15 protein-coding genes and 1 tRNA gene are annotated in these 16,780 nt (G+C 56.6%); 1 reads left to right on the top strand and 15 read right to left on the bottom strand.

All coding sequences use genetic code 11. The annotated features are described in order from the left end of the window. Positions 1-206 precede the first annotated feature (206 nt). Both HMPREF9623_RS07340 and HMPREF9623_RS07335 read right to left on the bottom strand, forming a co-directional pair. Positions 207-1,193: an agmatinase family protein gene (locus tag HMPREF9623_RS07340; protein WP_009533263.1), complete on the bottom strand. Its 987-nt coding sequence runs from the start codon at positions 1,191-1,193 to the stop codon at positions 207-209. A 238-nt stretch (positions 1,194-1,431) separates the two neighbouring features. Beyond that, the gene (locus HMPREF9623_RS07335) at positions 1,432-2,673 is read right to left on the bottom strand and encodes an Nramp family divalent metal transporter (RefSeq protein WP_009533262.1); all 1,242 of its coding nucleotides are present in this window, start codon (positions 2,671-2,673) and stop codon (positions 1,432-1,434) included. Between the two features lie 205 nt (positions 2,674-2,878). Here HMPREF9623_RS07335 and HMPREF9623_RS07330 point away from each other — a divergent pair, with 205 nt between their 5' ends. Next, complete coding sequence (locus HMPREF9623_RS07330) at positions 2,879-3,703, top strand: IclR family transcriptional regulator (protein WP_009533261.1); 825 nt, start codon at positions 2,879-2,881, stop codon at positions 3,701-3,703. 86 nt (positions 3,704-3,789) lie between these two features. On the opposite strand, the gene HMPREF9623_RS07325 is transcribed toward HMPREF9623_RS07330, so the two are convergent. The 13 genes from HMPREF9623_RS07325 to ilvD all read right to left on the bottom strand — a co-directional run bounded on the left by HMPREF9623_RS07325 (position 3,790) and on the right by ilvD (position 16,746). Further along, positions 3,790-3,863 (bottom strand) — tRNA-Pro (locus HMPREF9623_RS07325). A 45-nt stretch (positions 3,864-3,908) separates the two neighbouring features. Then, the gene (rdgB, locus tag HMPREF9623_RS07320; RefSeq protein ID WP_009533260.1) at positions 3,909-4,529 is read right to left on the bottom strand and encodes an RdgB/HAM1 family non-canonical purine NTP pyrophosphatase; all 621 of its coding nucleotides are present in this window, start codon (positions 4,527-4,529) and stop codon (positions 3,909-3,911) included. A gap of 1 nt (position 4,530) precedes the next feature. Next, complete coding sequence (locus tag HMPREF9623_RS07315) at positions 4,531-5,715, bottom strand: THUMP domain-containing class I SAM-dependent RNA methyltransferase (RefSeq protein WP_009533259.1); 1,185 nt, start codon at positions 5,713-5,715, stop codon at positions 4,531-4,533. 119 nt (positions 5,716-5,834) lie between these two features. Beyond that, the gene (locus HMPREF9623_RS10940) at positions 5,835-6,698 is read right to left on the bottom strand and encodes a C40 family peptidase (protein WP_009533258.1); all 864 of its coding nucleotides are present in this window, start codon (positions 6,696-6,698) and stop codon (positions 5,835-5,837) included. Between the two features lie 159 nt (positions 6,699-6,857). After that, positions 6,858-7,445, bottom strand: a complete 588-nt coding sequence (locus HMPREF9623_RS07305; RefSeq protein ID WP_009533257.1) for a C40 family peptidase — start codon at positions 7,443-7,445, stop codon at positions 6,858-6,860. Between the two features lie 274 nt (positions 7,446-7,719). Beyond that, complete coding sequence (locus HMPREF9623_RS07300; protein ID WP_009533256.1) at positions 7,720-8,862, bottom strand: NlpC/P60 family protein; 1,143 nt, start codon at positions 8,860-8,862, stop codon at positions 7,720-7,722. Then, positions 8,822-9,268, bottom strand: coding sequence for a bactofilin family protein (locus HMPREF9623_RS07295; protein ID WP_009533255.1), 447 nt, complete (start codon positions 9,266-9,268; stop codon positions 8,822-8,824). The genes HMPREF9623_RS07300 and HMPREF9623_RS07295 overlap by 41 nt, the downstream gene beginning before the upstream one ends. A gap of 34 nt (positions 9,269-9,302) precedes the next feature. Beyond that, positions 9,303-9,797, bottom strand: a complete 495-nt coding sequence (locus tag HMPREF9623_RS10935; RefSeq protein ID WP_009533254.1) for a DUF1700 domain-containing protein — start codon at positions 9,795-9,797, stop codon at positions 9,303-9,305. Positions 9,798-9,811: 14 nt separating this feature from the next. Further along, complete coding sequence (locus HMPREF9623_RS07285; protein ID WP_009533253.1) at positions 9,812-11,074, bottom strand: DUF1015 domain-containing protein; 1,263 nt, start codon at positions 11,072-11,074, stop codon at positions 9,812-9,814. Position 11,075: 1 nt separating this feature from the next. Continuing rightward, the gene (locus HMPREF9623_RS07280; RefSeq protein ID WP_009533252.1) at positions 11,076-12,245 is read right to left on the bottom strand and encodes a phosphoglycerate dehydrogenase; all 1,170 of its coding nucleotides are present in this window, start codon (positions 12,243-12,245) and stop codon (positions 11,076-11,078) included. 3 nt (positions 12,246-12,248) lie between these two features. Further along, positions 12,249-13,328, bottom strand: a complete 1,080-nt coding sequence (gene serC / locus HMPREF9623_RS07275; protein WP_009533251.1) for a 3-phosphoserine/phosphohydroxythreonine transaminase — start codon at positions 13,326-13,328, stop codon at positions 12,249-12,251. Between the two features lie 81 nt (positions 13,329-13,409). After that, positions 13,410-15,077, bottom strand: a complete 1,668-nt coding sequence (gene ilvB, locus HMPREF9623_RS07270) for a biosynthetic-type acetolactate synthase large subunit (protein ID WP_009533250.1) — start codon at positions 15,075-15,077, stop codon at positions 13,410-13,412. After that, entirely contained in the window at positions 15,070-16,746 is a 1,677-nt protein-coding gene (gene ilvD, locus HMPREF9623_RS07265) for a dihydroxy-acid dehydratase (RefSeq protein ID WP_009533249.1), read from the bottom strand. The genes ilvB and ilvD overlap by 8 nt, the downstream gene beginning before the upstream one ends. Positions 16,747-16,780: the final 34 nt, after the last annotated feature.

Genomic DNA, 16,780 nt, shown 5'->3' with positions numbered 1-16,780 from the left:
ATGCCTTTCCGGTATGCTTACCCGATGCCAAAAGGAGCAGAATTACCCTTCGGTTTCTGCCCCTCCTGTATTTCACTTTCGTACACCGGAGTCAGTCGTTTGCTCTCGGCACTCCGATCTCCGACACGTTTCTGTTCGCGAAGTACTTTCCGCCGTTTACCACGTCAGTCCAATTCTCACCGCTTTCACGGCTTTACTTCGATAACTTACTTTCCGCCATTTTTCTTTCTCTCCGCGTAACCATTCAGGTAGTAGAGAGCTGCCCAGCAAGCGTTGTGCGCCGCAGTCTGAAGACTATTGGTATCCGGATAAATCTCTACAAAGTCAAAGCCCTTTGCACCTGCAAGGCCTGCCTCGTGCACCATCATGCAGAGCTCGTACGAAGTCAAACCGCCCATGTCCTGCGGCCCCTGTGGCATGCTTGCGGCATCCAGCGCATCCGAGCAAATTGTGACATAGACAAAGTCCGTGTCCTTGAATGCGAGCTCGATTGCCTTGTCTATGCTTGCCTTCCAGCCGTTCTCCTTGACCTCTCTGCCGAGAATCACGTTTGCGCCGAATTTTTGCGCATTGTTAAACTCCTCTTGATGGTTTCTCGGACCGCGTATGCCGATGTGGACAATCTTGGACGGATCCATGTTCGGGTCCTCATAGAGCCGGTAGAAGGGCGAGCAGCGCGAGTAGAGATCATCGCCGAAGCAAGCGTAGTTGTCGAGGTGGGCGTCAAAGTGAAGAATACCGACACGCTTCGGATGGCGCTTCGCAATCTCACTGACAATCGGGAGTGCAATTCCATGGTCACCGCCGAAGGTCAACGGAACCGCTCCTGTATCGAGAATCGTTGCAATTCTCTCCCGAATCTGACGGAATGTGAAGTCGTAGTTGCCGTTCTGGCAGGCGACATCACCGAAATCCGCAGCCTTCAAATAATCGAAGGAGTCAAGATTAAAGTCCGGAAGGAAGCCGGTGTAGCGGATGGATACGGAGCGAATGCCCTTCGGCCCCTCTGTGGTCGAGGAATAGCCGCCGATTGTGCAGCCTCCCTCCCACGGGACGCCGCTCACAACAACATCGAGTCCCTCAAGATCTTCCTTGCACTCTGCGACCGAGAGATTTAACCAAGACGGAACACCGCTATAGACATTGTTCGGCAGAAAATTCGGGTCATAAATGGTCGGTTTGCTGTACTTCATACTGATACCTCCTGTATTTGTTTGCTATCGCCTGAAGAATGATCCTCTCATCAAAAGCTTATTCCCACATTTCTGAGTAAGAACAAGCTTTGCCTGACTCTAAGCTTTGTTGAAAACCTGCTGTGTCGTCTGAATACAGCCCGGCTGGTTTGGGGTGGCACCGGGCTATATTCAGACATCGAACAGGGGGAACTAATACTACCAAGAAAGAAAACACAAAGTTGAGTCTGAAGCTACTTTAGGAAAAAACACCGAGGAAACTGCTCACGCCGAGAATCAGCGAGATTGCAAAGATTGCAATGCCGAGAACCGTCTGAAGCATATTGTTCTTGTATTGTCCCATAATCTTTTCGCGACAGGTCAGATAGACCGTGACACCGACAACAACCGGAAGGACAATGCCGTTGACTGCCTGTGCCGTCATGATGAGACCGAGCGGATTGGTACCGAGCGCCGCAATTACAATACCGGTAATCAGAACCGCTGCGTTCGTGAACGTATAGCGCTTGTCTGAACTGTCGGTCTTCCAGCCGAAGAGGCCGGCAAGAACGTAGGACACTCCCATCGGGGTACAGACCGCACTGGAGACCCCTGCAGCGATGAGACCGATTGCCATGAAGGGGCGAGCCAGTGCGCCGAGGGTCGGCTCAAGCTGGATTGCCATATCCATCGCATTGTTGACGGTCATGCCGTGCATGACAGCTGCCGAGGTAACCATGATGGAACCGGTGACAATGCCGCCGACAATCATCGGAAGCGTGGTGCCGAAATTACATAACGGAAGTTCCTCTGCGCTGTGCCAGGTGCGCTTCGCACTCGCCGCGTGCAGGAACATGTTGTAGGGAACCACCGTCGTTCCGATCAGGGAAAGACAGGTCATAAGACCGCCGTTTTCCGGGATGCTCGGAACGCAACCCGCGAACATGGCCCCGAGATCCGGTCTCACAATGACCATGGTCATCATGAAGACAACCGCCATGATGATGACGCAAATACCGAGGAGCTTTTCGAGGTACTTGACCGCATCACCGGCGAAGTTGAGAATCAACAGAATACATAAACCCCATACGGGTGCAATAATCTTCGTTGAAATACCGGTCAAGGCACTGATACCGAGCGCCGTTCCGGTCAGGTCTCCGCCCATATAGGCGAAACCGCCGATTGCAATTGCCAGGGCAACGAGGCCACAGAGCAAGTTTCTGAGCAACGGGCGATCCGCAAAGTCATTTTTTAAGTTCTCCGCAAGTCCCTCCTGGGTGATGATGCCGAGTCTTGCCGACATCCCCTGTACCACGATAACCGCGATGACCGAGAAGATGACACACCAGAAGAGCTGGAAGCCGTAGGTTGCACCTGCTCGGGTTGAACTCGTGACGGTACCGGGTCCGATAAAGGAACCGACAATCAGGAAACCCGGCCCTAGTGCCGCCATTTTTTCTTTCCAAGTGAACTTGCGCGCTGAAGCAGTCTTTTGTTCCATATCGTTCCTCCTCTGTTCAGAACCATATAGCTTTCGATTTGTTTCAGGCACTGCACCGGCCGGGTTTCAGTGGCTTTTGTTGATGATTGTATTGTAAATGGTCTCTAAATTAACAGCAATATTGGTCAACTCTTTTTTGACATTGTCAAATACTTCTTTTTGTAGTAAGAATAGACTATACAGAAGTAAAATCGGAGGTGATGGTATGATGAATGGTCAAGAGAACAAACGAAACGGTAACAAGAAGACTCCGGGCGGCACACAGCTGCTGTCAGGAAAACAGATTCAGTCCGTACAGCGTGCCATTGACATTTTGAACTGTTTTAATCTAACCAACACCGAACTCACACTCGGGCAAATCAGCACTCGTCTCGGTCTAAACAAAGGAACCGTGCACGGCATTTTAAATACCTTGCACATGAACGGCTATATCAGTCAAAATAGTTCCGGAGAATACCTACTCGGCGCGGAGCTCTTCAATAAGGCATCTCTCGCATCTGATACCAAGCGGAGCATCCTAATTGACCGCTCTCACAACTACATGCAAAATCTGAGCGATTATTTTCAAGGCAACTGTACTCTTTTTCGCATTGATGAGTTATATCTCCAATTGATTCACTCGACCGAACCACACAACAGCACCTTTGTTGTTCGTCGCGCCAACTCCAACATGCCGCTCTACTGCTCTGCAAGCGGAAAACTCGTGTTGGCCCATCTGCGCGAAAGACTCCTCAATGTCTATCTAAAGGATGCCCCCTTCCCAGCCTACACTGCGACAACCCGCACGACTGCGGATGCTTTGCAGAATGAGTTCGAAAAAATACGAAAAGAAGGATTCTCCTATGAAAACGGAGAACTCTTCGAAGGAGTCGGTGCCCTTTCCGTCCCGATTTACTCGAGCAAGGACAATCACCTCTTCGCGACCCTGAGTCTCACCGGCATGAGCGTTACAATTGCGCGCCGCAAAAAGGAGATCTTCCCAAAACTCGCCGAAGTTGCCCGCCGTCTGCAGCAGACCATAGACTTCTGATTTCAGTCGCATCCCGCATTCCACCGATTTTCTCACGCAAAAAAGCGGAAGGCTTTGTCTCCAAAGCCTTCCGCTTTTCCTCTTCATCGGGGTGACAGGATTCGAACCTGCGACATCCTGCTCCCAAAGCAGGCGCCCTACCGGGCTGGGCTACACCCCGCATGGGTTCTACTATACTGTATTCTCCGCAAAATGTAAATCCGAATTACACCCTTCCGTCCACAGCGTCGGCGTAGATGCCCCGCAGTTTTTCCTGCATCTGCCGCAACGCCTTGCCGCGGTGGCTGATTGCGTTTTTCTCATGCTCACTGAGCTCGGCCGAGCATTTTCCGTATTCCGGCAGGTAGAGGATGGGGTCATAGCCGAAGCCGTTTTCGCCCGCCGGCGCCTTCGCAATCCGCCCTTCCATATGCGCTTCGGTGAGAAGCCGGGTGCCGTCGGGGAGGATGCAGGCAATCGCCGCGGTAAAGCGGGCGCTCCGCGCATCCCCTTCGACGCCCTCCAGGCGGCGAATCAGCTCCGCGTTCTTCTCGGTATACGAGGTATCGCGCCCGAGCCAGCGCGCCGAAAAGACGCCCGGTTCGCCGTTCAGATAGTCGACAGAGAGGCCGGAGTCATCCGACATCACAATCGCATCGGGGCGCAACGCATGCACGGCCTCTGCCTTAATAAAAGCATTTTCCGCAAAGGTCGCGCCGTTCTCCTCCGGGTCCGAGATCAGTCCCGCCTCTTTGAGCGAGTGAATCACAAAGGGAAGGCCCTCAAAAATCTCCCGAATCTCCCGCATTTTATTCTCATTTCCGGTCGCGAAAATAATCTCCTGCATCTCACTCTCCCTGCTTCTCTCGGCGCTTCTCGCGCTTCGGCGGCTTCTTACCGAGGAACTGGTAAAAATAGGTCTTCATCATGCCGTTATAAATTTTGCGATTCTTATCCGCCTTTCTGCCGATGCATTTCTCGGCGTCCGGAAATGCCGTAATCAGATAGAGCGACCAGTCCTGCAGCGCGCGGAAGCGCTCGCCGAGAGTGCTGTAGAGCGCCGCAATCCCCGCTTCCTCGCCGCTCTCGCCCATGAGACGGGCACCGTAGGGCGGATTGGTCACAATGAAGCCGTATTTTTTTGCGTGGCTGAACTGCGAGACATCCCGCTCCTGGAAATGAATCAGCTCGCTGACGCCCGCCTGCTCCGCATTGATTTTCGCGCGACGTATCACGCTGCCGTCAATGTCAAAGCCCTGGAGGTCGGTCTCGGGATGCGGAATCAGAAGTTCCTGTGCCTCATCGAAGCTGCGGTACCAGACCTTCTTCGGAATCAGGTGCTCCCAGGTCTGACTCAAAAATTCGCGGTTCATGCCGGGCGCCATATTGGACGCCATCATCGCCGCCTCAATTAAGAAGGTGCCGCTGCCGCAGAACGGATCCGCGAGAATGCGGTCGGCGTGCCAGGGTGTCAAAAGCAACAGCGCCGCTGCGAGGGTCTCGGTGATCGGCGCGCGCGCCGTCTCCGTGCGATAACCGCGCTTATGCAGCGAGATGCCGCTCGTATCGAGCAAAACCGTCACCATGTCCTTCTGAATGTTCACACGGAAGGGGAAGCTCTCGCCGTTCTCAAGGAAGGGCACAGCGCCGTAATAGCGCTCCATAGAGCGCACCATCGCCTTCTTCATGACGGACTGAATGTCCGAGGGCGAAAAGAGCTTGGAGTCCACCGATGTCGCCTTGGTGACCCAGAACTTTCCGTCCTTCGGCAGAAAGTCCCCGAAGGGCAGGGCGAGTGTGCCCTGAAACAGCTCCTCGTAGCTGGTCGCCCGGAAGCGCCCGATTTCCAGGAGCACGCGCTCCGCGGTCCGAAGCCATAAATTGGCGCGCGCAATCGCCTCGGCATCGCCGAGGAAACTCACCTTGCCGTTATCGACCGCTTTGATTTCGTAACCCAGATTTGTAATTTCCCGCTTTAAGACCGCCTCTAAGCCGAAGTGGCAGGGCGCCGTCAATGTATATGTCATCTTCATAGGAAAAGTGTACGCGAAAAAGGCAGTCCCTGCAAGCCGAAGCTCGTTGCATGCGGTAATTTTCCATCAAAAAATCCGTCAGCCGCAGCTGACGGATCTTTCAAATTCGATTGTTTCACTCAGTCGCCGATCACATTGCGAATCGCAAGCGGTGTCGCGTAATCCCACGCGGTAATCTGCACGCCCTCTTTCTTGCCTCTCGCGTGAATCGCCTTGCCGTCGCCGATGTAAATCGCGATGTGATTGATCTTGCCGTCGCGCGGCTGTCCGTCGTAAGCGATGATGTCGCCCGGGCGCATCTGGTCTGCGCTGACTGCGACGCCCTCGGTCGCCTGCGCTGCCGAATAGTGATCCAGATCGAGGCCGGCCTGTTCGCGCATCACATGCATGATGAGACCCGAGCAGTCAATGCCAGTCTTCGGATCGATGCCGCCGAACACATAGCGGCTTCCCTCGAGGCTCTTTGCGTAGCTGACAATGGCCTTTCTGAGCTTGCTGACCTTGCTCCAGTCCGTGGAGCTCTTGCCCGCGCCGCCCGAAGTCTTGGCCTGTGCCGTTACCGGATCCGAGCTGTTTCCGCTGAGCTTTGCCCGGATTTTGCCGTTCGGTCCCGCACTGCTGTCGGACTTCTGCGCATTCTCGGTCTCCGACTTGCGGGACACACCCTGGCGCACAACCGCAGCCGACGTGTTGGAGAGACTCTCGTTCTTCTCCTCGACTACCTCCACCGGCTTGACCGGCTTCATATCGCCGACCACCGCGGACTCCACGCGCTCGCTGCCCTCGCTGTCGGAAGCCTCCGCCTCCTCGGCATGAAACTCCGGCACAAGTCCGTTGACCTCGCCGCTCTCTGCTCCGCTTACGCTGCTCTGGTCAAGAGCCTCGACAAAAATCGCCTCGTCCTTCGCGGCAAATGCCGGCGCAGTCGCCGCAATCGATGCACAGATGACCAGAGCCGCACAAACTCCCAATTTCTTTTTCACAGTAGTGTCCCCCTATATCTGATGATTTCCCCGAATATCGATATTTATTACGAAGATATTGCAATCTGTTGCAAATATAGGTTCAGTATAGGTTGCGCTATCAGCAAAGTCAACGTTCTAATCTTTATGATTTCTTTATTTTTTAACGACAAATGTTAATTAATTGAGATAGCTCGCAATACGCACGGGCGTTCTGTAATTCCAAGCCGAGACAATAATGCCGGTCTTCGAAGAGGAGGCGTGTACCACCTGGCCGTTGCCGATGTACATTGCGACATGGTTCACACCGCCGCCCTTGGAATAGAAGAGCAGGTCGCCCGGCTGCATGCTGTCCGCTGTCACGGTTCTGCCCTCACCGGCCTGCTCCGCCGAGCTGCGGCTGATCGAAACGCCGCCCGCGTGGCTTAAGATGTAGCGCGTAAAGCCCGAGCAATCCGCACCGCTATGCGGATCCGTGCCGCCCCAGACATAGCGGCCGCCGACAAACGAGAGCGCGTAATCAACCACCTGCTGACGGACACTTGCCTTCTGTGCCGCCGCAGCCTCTGCCGCTGCGGCAGCTGCTGCTTCCTCCGCTGCCTTCGCCTCTTCCGCCGCCTTTGCTTCCTCTTCCTGCTTCTTTGCCTCTTCAACCCAGGCTGCCGTGTTCTTCGTGACCTTGGTGCTCGCCATCGAAGTCATTGCGCTTCCCGCGGAAATGAAAGAAGCAAGTGCCGCCATTGCAATATATCTTTTAAAACGATTCATCGATTGTCCCTCCGTGTAAAAGCATAGTCGTCTTGGACGCTCTCTCATACTCTGTTCTTGTTCTTATTACGGAACAATTCCTTACTTGTTACAGAATTATTACATTGCACAGTATACTCCGGCGGGACTCTTGCGTCAAGTTTTTTACAAAATATTTACAATTATCTTTCGGGCGCACGGGAAACTGCGGTTTTTCGCGCCTAAAAAAAGAGAATCCCGTGCGAACGGACGCACAGGATTCTCTCTGAATTGTTACAAATATGTTGCAGTGTTGTTACTCGCCTACCATATTCCGGATATGTACCGGCGTGCGGTAATCCCAGCGCGACACCATAATGCCGTTTCTCTCATTGGAGGCGTGCACCACTCTGCCGTCGCCGATGTACATCGCGACATGGTTCACGCGGCTACCGTTGCTGTAGAAAATCAGATCGCCGGGCTTTGCCTCGTCAATCGAGACTTCCCTGCCCTGCTGTGCCTGCTCCGCCGCCGTGCGGTTGATGTACACGCCGCCCGCGTGGCTCAGGATGTAGCGCGTAAAGCCCGAGCAGTCCACACCGGAGTAGGGGTTCTCACCGCCCCAGACATAGCGGCCGCCGAGGAAGGAAAGCGCATAGGCGCGGATGCTCTGACGCCGCTGCGTGGCCCGCTCTCTCCGCTGTTCCTCCTGAAATTCCTGCGAGCGAATCACGCCCTCGTACTGGTCGTAGTTATCGGAGGCCTCGGAGAGCATAGCGCGCGACTGCTCCAGCTCCGCCGCGAGCTGCATGGTGTTCCGCCGCTGACGCGCGCCCATCAGCACCGAGAGCTGAATATTACTCTCCCGCTGCAAGATGTTCTCCGCCGGTGTCCCCGCGGTTGTATCGTAGATATCGGACTCGCCGGCGTCACCGAGCATGAGAGGCTGCAAATCCTCCGTGGTCTTTGCCTCGCCGACCGGTGTCTCGCTCGCCTGCGTCTCCGCCTGCGCCGTCTCACCGCTTCCGGAAGCACTGCTCTCCGCCGGAAGACCGAGTTTTCCGCGAATCTCACTGTCTCTGCCCTGCAGGTTTTCGATGTTGTTCTTGATTTCGGCGGACACTTCCTGCAGGTTCTGCATCTCCTTGTCCTGCTGTGCGCTGTACGCCCGCAGGTTCTGGTTCTCCGAGCGTATCTTGTCCTGCTCCGCGCGAAGCTGCGCAATTTCCTGCTCGAGCACAACCTTCTGGCGCGCCACCGGTTTTAGGAGTGCCGCCGAAATGAGGCCGTAGCCGGTCAGACCGATGAGAAGCAATGTAACCGTCAGCAGGCCTTTGAAAAAGAGAGGCGGAAGCTGGAACTGCACGGGTTTTTTCTCACTGTTTGAGAGCAGCAGCAAGGTAAAACCCGTGTCCTTCTTACTTTGTCTCCGGGGCCTTCCGGTTCGCTTCCGCAACATGCTTCTCTGCCTCCTTTTGCTCGCCCACCTGTACCTTCTGCAGCGAGGTCATGGTGCACTTTCCGGCGAAGGATGCGCCCTCCGCAATCACCAGAGATTTGGTCGTGATATCGCCGATAATCTTGCCGCTCTCCGTGACCTCAAGGCGCTCCCGCACAAAAATATTGCCCTGCACGGTTCCCGCAATCAGCATGTTTTCACTCCGGACATTGCCCTCCACATAGCCGTTTGCGCCGATGATGAGATAGCCGTCGGAAATCGCCTCTCCCTTGATGCGACCGTCAATTCTCGTCGTGTCCTGGGTGTGCAGCGTGCCCTCTACCCGCGTCTTCTCACCGATAATGGTGTCGATCTTATTCCCGGACACGGGTGCGACCGGCTCTGTCTTGCTCTTTGAACTAAACATGTTCTCTCCTCCTTCTATCGCTCTGTTGGTAGGTTCAGCGCTGAAAAAACTGCATCAGCGCGCGGTACATAAAGCTAAGCAGCAGCAATGCCAGAATGATAGGCGCTGCCCAAATGATAAAGCCGATAAAGCCCAAAACGGCGAGTACCAGAAGCACGACAAACAAAAGAAACAGAATACCCGCAATCCAGGAATTCACCTGCCTCACTTCGACATGGATATTCCGGTCTTCCTGCCTCTCTCTCTCCTCGCTCTGTGTCCGGTAATAGCTGCCCGCGTCTTCACCGAGGTCACCGTCCGGATTCTGATCCGGAACGCCGTCCACCCGGTAGCCCGCGGCATCCAGAATAGACCGCGCAATCAGCGCTGGGTTTCCGAGCTCGGAAAGCACTTCTTCTTCGCGCCGCCCTTTTGCGACCTCTCCCTCGATATAACCGCGGTAATAGTTCACATTTTCCGCGACCAGACGCTCTGCGCCCTCCTCGCGGAGGCGCAGTGCCAATTCGTCTAAAAATTCCTGCTTCGTCATAGAAGTCCAATCCGTCACAAGGTGTGAATGAAAAGACCGCTCCGGAGCTTCGGCTCAAACCAGGTGGACTTCGGCGGCATCAAGAGCCCCGCGTCCGCGACCGAGAGCAGCTCTTCCATCTGCGTCGGGTACATGAGGAAAGCAACGCCGCCCTTTTGATCGACCAGCCGCTCTAATTCCTCGCTGCCGCGAATGCCGCCGATGAAGCGGATGCGCTCCGAGGTTCTCGGATCCTCGATCCCGAGCAGCGGTGCAAGGACAAGATTCTGCAGGAAGGAGACATCAAGTCCCTCGACCGGGTCCTCCTCGCGCAGCTCTTCGCGCACGCAGAGCGCATACCAGTGACCGTCGAGATACATGCCGACTTCGCCTTTTTTGCCGGGCATCGGTACGGTCTCGCCGTTGTCGCGTATCGTGAATGCCTGATCGAGCGCAAGCAGTAAATCCGCGGGGCTCTCGCCGTTTAAATCGGCGACCACGCGATTATAGGGGAGAATCCGGAGTTCCTCCTCCGGGAACAACACCGAGAGGAAGTAGTTGAACTCCTCCGTGCCCCTGTAATCCGGGTGCTCCGCCCGCCGCTTCAGCGCAACCTTGACTGCCGACGCCGCGCGGTGATGCCCGTCCGCAATATAGGTGATCGGTACCTCGCAAAAGCCCTCGGTGATGGCTTCTACCTCCGCCGGATCGGCGACACGCCACACGCGGTGGCGGATGCCGTCCTCACTCACAAAGTCGTAGAGCGGCGGTTGCTGCTTGGCGCGCTTTTCGCAGGTCTTTAAGGCCTCCGTACCGCGGTAGGTCAGGAAAATCGGACCTGTCTGCGCATTGACAATGTCCACGTGGCGAATGCGATCCCGCTCCTTTTCCTCTCTCGTATTCTCGTGCTTCCGGACCACCTGATTCAGATAGTCGTCGACCGACGAGCAGGCGACCACACCGGTCTGGCTGTGTCCCTGTAAGAGCGGCGCGAGCACGCCGCTCTCGACCGTCAGCTCATAGAAGTAGTAGACCGGCTGCTCCTCGCGCACATAGACGCCCGTTGCGGCCTGCTCCCGCAACATGTCTCGCGCCTTCTCATAAACTTCCTGCGCGTACATGTCGCAGTTTTCCGGAAACTGCGTTTCCGGGCGGTCAATATTCAGAAAGGAGAACGGGTGTCCCTGTACCGCAGCTCTCGCTTCCTCTCTCGTGTAGACATCATAGGGGAGAGCCGCAACCTCCGCCGCCTGCTTTTCGTTCGGACGAAGGGCGCAAAACGCCTTGACCTCTGCCATATCAGCCTCCTGTCACCGCGCGGAAACGTATCACGCCCGGAATGGCTCTGAGAGCCGCCTCATCCTCTGCCGTGAGACGGGTCTCGAGATCCAGAAGCGTATAGGCATACGCGCCGCGACTTTTGTTTGTCATATTGTCGATATTGATGTTTTGCTTTGCCAGCACACTGCTGATCTGGCCTATCATGTTCGGCACATTTTTGTGGAGCAACGCAATGCGCTGCGCGCCTACCGGAACGCCCATGTCGCAATCGGGGTAGTTGACCGAATTGCGGATGTTGCCGTTGTCGAGGTAGTCCATGAGTTCCTTGACCGCCATGACCGCGCAGTGATCCTCGGCCTCTTCGGTCGAAGCGCCGAGATGCGGCGTCACAATGGCCTGCGGGAAAGTCATGGAGAGCGGATTTGCAAAATCGGTCACATAGAGTCGCACCTTGCCGCTCTCGAGTGCCCGCCCCATAGCCTGCTCATCGACCAGCTTGTCGCGCGAAAAGTTTAAGAAGACCACTCCCTCCTTCATCGCCGCGATTTCTTTTTCGCCTATCATACCGGGGTTCTTGTCGGTCAGCGGGACGTGAATCGTGATGTAATCGCACTGCTTGCAGAGTTCCTCGAGAGAAGTCGCATGGCGCGCCTCTTTCGTGATTCTCCAGGCGCCGTTTACCGAGAGGTAGGGATCGTAGCCATAGACTTCCATGCCGAGCGCAACCGCCGCATTCGCGACTTCCGCGCCGATTGCGCCGAGTCCGATGACGCCGAGCTTTTTGCCCCGGATTTCCGTGCCGACAAACTGCTTTTTCCCCTGCTCGGCAACTTTTGCGATGTCAGCCTCGCCCTGCTTTTCCCGCAGCCATTCGACCGCCGGGAGCACATTGCGCGCGGCGAGCAAAAGGCCGCAGAGCACAAGTTCCTTGACGCTGTTTGCATTGGCCCCGGGGGTATTAAAGACGACAACGCCTTCCTCGGCAAAGCGCTCCAGGGGGATGTTGTTGACACCTGCGCCCGCGCGCGCAACGGCGAGGGTCGCCGCGCCGAGTTTCTCCTCGTGCATGTCCGCGGAGCGCACCAGAATGCCCTCTGCCTCTTCCTGTTCGTCGGTCAGCGCAAAATGCGGGAGCAGGCTCTTTAACCCCTCCTCCGAAATTGCATTCTTCCGGTAAATATGAAACATAACTCAGGCCTCCCGCTTCTCGAATGCCGCCATAAAGTCGACGAGACGCTGCACGCCCTCCTTCGGCATTGCGTTATAGAGACTTGCGCGCATGCCGCCGACTGTCCGGTGTCCCTTCAGATTTTCAAGTCCCGCGGCCTTGGCCTCCTCGACAAATTTCTTGTCGAGCGCCGCATTGCCCGTCACAAAGGTCACGTTCATCACAGAGCGGTCTTCGCGCCGCACCGGGTTCGAGAAGAGCTTCGACTGATCGAGGAAATCGTAGAGCAGCGCCGCCTTCTCTTCGTTCCGCTTCTGCATGGCCGCGAGACCGCCGATTTCCTTAATCCAGCGGAATACCTTGCCGCAGATGTAAATGTTATAGCAGGGCGGTGTGTTGTAGAGCGAGCCGTGCGCCGCGTATGTCTCATAGCGCAACATGGTCGGCGTGCCGGGCAGGCAGTCTCCGATCAGATCCTCGCGCACCACCGCGATTGCCATGCCGGCCGGTCCCACATTCTTCTGTACGCCGCCCCAAAGGATGCCGTAATCCGTAACCTTCTCCGGCACCGAAAGGAAGCAGGAGGAGACATCGGCGACCAGGGTCTTTCCCTTGGCATTCGGTGTCTCATGAAAGACTGTGCCGTAAATCGTATTGTTTTTGCAGAAATAGAGGTAGTCCGCATCCGCCCGAATCGACAGATCCGTGCAGTCCGGAATATAACTGTAGACCTTGTCCTCGCTCGACGCGACAGCTCGCACATCGCCGTAGAGCGCTGCCTCCTGCAGGGCTTTCTTGGCCCACTGTCCGGTGACAATGTACTCCGCCTTGCGGTTTTTCATGAGGTTTAACGGCACCATCGCAAACTGCACATGGCCGCCGCCCTGAATAAAGAGCACCTTATAGTTTGCGGGCACTCCGAGAAGCTCTCGAAAATCCTGCTCTGCGTCATCCAGAATATCCTGAAACATCTTGGAGCGGTGGCTCATCTCCATCACAGACATGCCTGTCCCCTTGTAATCGAGCATCTCTTCCGCCGCTTCCCGCAGTACTTCCTCCGGAAGTACCGCCGGACCGGCACTAAAATTAAATACGCGTGCCATCCTTTCTCCTCTCTGTCTGCAAATCCTCAAAACGAAACAAATGCTTAATATTACTGTACCATATTTCGGGTGATTTTGAAGTTACAAATCGCTCTCATCAAAAACTTCCTTGAGATCCGCACCGGGCGGGCACATCGGGAAGACTTTCTCATCCGAATCAATGAGCACATCCAGTACAGCCGCCTTCCGGCTCTCGACAGCCTCGCGGAGCGCTGTCCGCAATTCCTCCACCGTCGTCACGCGGTAGGCCTTGATACCCATGGCCTCTGCAATCTTGCAGTAGTCCACCCGGTCTCTGAGTACCGTCGACGAGTAGCGCTGCTCATAAAAGAGTGTCTGCCACTGCCGCACCATGCCGAGTGCATGGTTGTCTACGATGAGCTCAATGAGCGGGAGTTCTTCTCTCGCGACCGTCGCGAGCTCATTCATATTCATGCGGAAGCAACCGTCGCCCGCGACATTCACGACCACGCTGTCCGGCTTCGCCGTCTGCGCGCCGATGGCCGCACCGAGGCCGAAGCCCATGGTGCCGAGACCGCCGCTTGTGAGATAGGTTCTCGGGCTGTGGTACGCATAGTGCTGCGCCGCCCACATCTGATGCTGTCCGACCTCGGTCACAATGATCGCATCGTCCGGCGTGAGCCGATCCAGTTCCCGAATCACGCGGGGGCCCGTGAGTCCCTCGCCGACTTGCAGCGGGAAACGCTCCTTCCGCGCCTGAATCTCCGTGACCCAGTCCGCGTGCCGTTGTGCCGGCAATTTCTCTGTCAGACAAGTGAGCAATGCCGTCGCGTCGCCGACCAGGGAAGCCGCGACATGAATGTTCTTATTGACCTCAGCCTCGTCAATGTCAATCTGCAAGATTTTCGCCTTTGCCGCAAACTGCTTTGGGCTTCCCGCGACACGGTCGGAAAAGCGCGCGCCGACCACCACGAGCAAATCGCAGTCCGAGACCGTGTAGTTTGAGGTCTTGGTGCCGTGCATGCCGACCATACCCGTGTAGAGCGGGTCGTTCTGGTTGAAGGCCCCCTGGCCCATCAAGGTGCAGCAGACCGGTGCGTCGAGGCGATGCGCAAAAGCCGTGAGCGCCTCTGCGGCATTCGACAAAATCACGCCGCCGCCCGCCATGATGCAGGGCTTTTTCGCGGCTTTGAGGAGCGCAAGCGCTTCTTCGATTTTCTCTTCCGCCGGAAGCGGGCGCAGGGCCTCGGCCGCCGACAAAACCGCCTCATAGTCGGTTACCGCCGCCGTCACATCCTTCGTGATATCGACCAGCACCGGCCCCGGACGGTCGCTCCGCGCAATCCGAAAGGCGCGGCGCAACACGCCTGCGAGCTCCCGCACATCTTTGACAATGAAGTTGTACTTGGTAATCGGCATGCTGATACCGGTGATGTCGATCTCCTGGAACGAGTCCTTTCCGAGAATCGGATTGGCAACATTGCAGGTGATTGCGACAATCGGCGAAGAGTCCATGTAGGCGCTCGCAATGCCGGTGACCAAGTTCGTCGCGCCGGGACCGCTGGTTGCCAGACACACGCCGACTTTGCCGCTCGCGCGCGCATAGCCGTCGGCCGCGTGTGCGGCGCCCTGCTCGTGACTGGTCAGCACATGGTGAATTTCATCCCGGTGCTTGTAAAGTGCATCATAAATATTCAAAATCGCGCCGCCCGGATAACCGAAGACGGTATCGACGCCCTGTTCCTTGAGGCAGGCGATTACAATTTCCGCACCGCTCAGTTTAGTCATGGTGCCAGCCTTCCACCGAGAGCACAGCGCCCTGCGGTGCGCCGGTCACAAGCTCGCGATAGCGAACCAGATAGCCGTCCACCTCATTGACGCGCGGCTTCCAGTTCTTCTTCCGTTCCGCGAACTCCTCCTCGGAGACGCGCGCGTTCAGCGTGTGGTTGTCGATGTCGATGTCGATGATATCCCCTTCCCGAATCAGCGCAATCGGACCGCCGACCGCCGCCTCGGGGGCCACATGGCCGATCGAAGCGCCGCGGCTCGCGCCGGAGAAGCGTCCGTCCGTAATCAGTGCCACTGTAGAACCGAGACCCATGCCGACAATCGCCGAAGTCGGGTTCAGCATTTCGCGCATACCGGGGCCGCCCTTCGGGCCCTCGTAGCGAATCACGACGACATCGCCCGGCACAATCTTGCCGCCCTTGATGGCCGTGATGGCATCGTCCTCGCAGTCAAAGACGCGCGCCGGACCGCTGTGCTTTAACATCTCCGGTGCGACCGCGCTCCGCTTCACGACGCAGGACTCGGGGGCAATGTTGCCGTTCAGAATCGCGATACCGCCGGTCGCGGAATACGGCTCTTCGACCGGACGGATGACCTCCGGGTCCAGATTTCTCGCATACTCGATGTTCTCGCCGACCGTCTTTCCGGTTGCGGTCAGGCAACCGAGGTTGATGAGATTCTTCTTCGAGAGCTCCTTCATGACAGCGTAGACGCCGCCCGCCTCGTTCAGATCCTCCATATAGGTGTGACCCGCCGGTGCGAGGTGGCAGAGGTTCGGCGTGCGCGCGGAAACCTCATTCGCAACATTCACATCGATGTTCACCTTGGCCTCGTGCGCGATTGCCGGGAGATGCAGCATCGTGTTCGTCGAGCAGCCGAGTGCCATATCGACGGTCAGCGCGTTCATGAACGCGTCCTCGGTCATGATGTCGCGCGGACGGATGTCCTTCCGGTAGAGCTCCATGATCTGATTGCCGACGTGCTTTGCGAGGCGCAGGCGCTCCGAGTAGACAGCCGGAATCGTGCCGTTGCCGCGGAGACCCATGCCGAGCACCTCGGTCAGGCAGTTCAGCGAGTTGGCAGTGTACATGCCGGAGCAGCTGCCGCAGGTCGGGCAGACCTTCTCCTCGAACTCGGCCACATCGTCCGCCGTCATCTTGCCGGCCGCATAGGCACCGACCGCCTCAAACATACTGGAGAGCGAACGCTTCTCGCCCTTCACGCGGCCCGCAAGCATCGGCCCACCGCTCACAAAGATGGTCGGGATATTGACGCGCGCCGCCGCCATGAGGAGGCCCGGCACGTTCTTATCGCAGTTCGGGACACAGACCATTGCGTCAAACTGGTGTGCCCGCGCAAGACACTCGGTCGAGTCCGCAATCAAGTCTCTCGTGACGAGAGAGTACTTCATGCCCGTGTGACCCATCGCAATGCCGTCGCAGACCGCAATCGCCGGCACCACGACAGGCATGCCGCCTGCCTCCGCGACGCCGAGCTTCACGGCATCGACAATCTTATCGAGGTTCATGTGACCTGGCACAATTTCGTTGTAGGAAGAGATGATGCCGACGAGCGGCTTTTTCATCTCCTCCGGGGTGAATCCGAGTGCATTGAATAAAGAGCGATGGGGTGCCTGCTGCATCCCTGTCTTGACGTGATCGCTTAACATGATAGTTCCTTCTTTCTGACTGTAACGTTGTAGT

Origin of the sequence: Stomatobaculum longum (assembly GCA_000242235.1) — a bacterium.
GTDB lineage: Bacteria > Bacillota > Clostridia > Lachnospirales > Lachnospiraceae > Moryella > Moryella longum.
The sequence above is the reverse complement of the archived record's forward strand: the minus strand, read 5'-3'. Positions and strand labels throughout refer to the sequence as shown.